Genomic DNA, 1880 nt, shown 5'->3' with positions numbered 1-1880 from the left:
GGTTGCCAATGCGCTGGGCATGCTGGCGGCCTTTGGCCTGTCGCTGCTGGCGGGCAAGGCGCTGTACCTGGGCGTTGAAGCCCGGCGTCGGCCGGCGCCTGCGGTGCCCAGGATGGGTGCCATCGCGCCGTGATCGTGACAGCCAGCGTTTGACGGCGGCCGCATGACCACCGGACTTTGGCGTGATGCTATTGAGGAGGCGCTGGTGTCCGGTCTTGCGATCACAGATTTTTCAGTCGCTCGGCATTTCGATCTTTTTTGCTGCTGGATTACAACGCCTGACCCTTCTTCTTTTGTACAGCTCTGCGCTATAGGGTCATAGCTGTTCTCATACTCACCGGTGCACTGCTGCAGCAAAGACTCAACCGCAAATGAAATTTGATGCGCTGATTGTCGACTGGCGTGATCTGCACATCCCACAAGTCTTCAGGAAAAAGCAAAAGAAGCAAGAATTATTTGCAAGTGTATTTAATGTCTGTATCATAGACATGAAATGATAAATCAACCACGCCCATACCGTCAGGCCGCACGGGCTGAAGCCGCTGTCGCAACCACCTGTGCTGTCAAGGCAGCGGCTTTGCAGCTCCTGATGCAACGCTGGTATGACGATATTTCGCTGGACGATATCGCCCGGGAGGCGGGGGTTTCGAGCAAGACTGTACAACGCCAGTTCGGTTCCAAGGAAAACCTGGCCAGAACTGTGTTGCTGGAGTATGGTGCCGAAAATTCCGCCTGGCGTGACCATATCGAGGCTGGAAATCTTGAGGTTGCCATCGTTGCGATTGTGGGAATGTACGAAGCAATTGGAGACTCGCTCATGCGCTTCCTGGCGCTGGAGCACAAGCTTCCTCTCGCTGCGGAAGTCATCAGCATGGGACGTGTGATCCACAAGCGTTGGGTCGAACGCGTATTCGGCCCGCTGCTGGGAGTGCTCCCAAAAAGACAGTCCATAGCGCTGCTGGTGGTGGCCACTGATGTTTACGTCTGGAAGTTGCTGAGACGCGACGCAGGTTTGTCCCAATCATTGACCGTGACATCGATGCGCTCACTCGCGCTTTTAGCCATTAAACAGGTGAAGGAACAACCATGACTGCTGTTTTGAAACCACCGCGCGCCCTTAAGATCGCTCTTGCCACGCACGGCACCCGGGGTGATGTTCAACCGTTCGTCAGTTTGGCGCTGGCCTTGATGGCGCGTGGCCATGACGTGACATTAGGTGCGCCGGTGAATCTGCTTTCGTTTGTCGAGAAATGTGGTGTGCGAACGTCCAAAATTGCGATCAACTCGCAAGCCTTCATGGAATCGCCGCAGGGCCGAAGCTGGCTGAGTGCGGGCAACATGCAAAAATTCATGAAAGAAATGGGCGATATCACGCATGCCCATCGGGATGAATTGATCGAAGACTTTGAGCGCTTGTGCCAAGGAGCCGATGTGCTGGTCACCGGGCTGCTGACCGAGGAATACCTGTCGGCGCTCGCAGAGGCACGCAGGCTGCCCACTTTGGCGGTGCATTTCAACCCCATGCGCCCAAACAGTCGCTACGCCAACGGCCTCGTGTCGATCCGTGCGATGCCCGGGATACTGAACCGCGCCACCCATAAGTTGGCCGAGTTCGTTTGGTGGATGGGTTTTCGGGACGACGTTAACTTCTTCCGCAAAAAACTAGGATTGCCGCCAACGAAAAAGACAACCCCCCGAAGGTTTGCAGAATTGGGTACCCAGACGGTACACGCCTTCAGTCCGGCCATCGTGCCGCCACCGCGGGAATACAAGGATGCAATGCCAATTCTGGGAGCGATCCACTTCCCGGCGTCGGCGCGCCAGCGCTTGGGCGAATCCGAACGGGATGCGGATCTGATGGCATGGCTCGCGGCGGGTCC

General features: G+C 56.5%; 2 protein-coding genes. Both read left to right on the top strand.

The annotated features are described in order from the left end of the window. Positions 1-577: 577 nt before the first annotated feature. Positions 578-1090 (top strand): TetR/AcrR family transcriptional regulator, encoded by a 513-nt coding sequence (locus tag ACESMT_RS01230; protein WP_372824448.1) that lies wholly within the window; start codon positions 578-580, stop codon positions 1088-1090. After that, positions 1087-1880 (top strand): glycosyltransferase (locus ACESMT_RS01225; RefSeq protein ID WP_372824446.1); only part of this gene is annotated, 794 nt, incomplete at its 3' end. The genes ACESMT_RS01230 and ACESMT_RS01225, both read left to right, overlap by 4 nt.

Source organism: Polaromonas sp., assembly GCF_041689105.1.
Taxonomy (GTDB): Bacteria; Pseudomonadota; Gammaproteobacteria; order Burkholderiales; family Burkholderiaceae_C; genus Polaromonas.
This window is presented reverse-complemented; position numbering and strand designations above follow the sequence as displayed.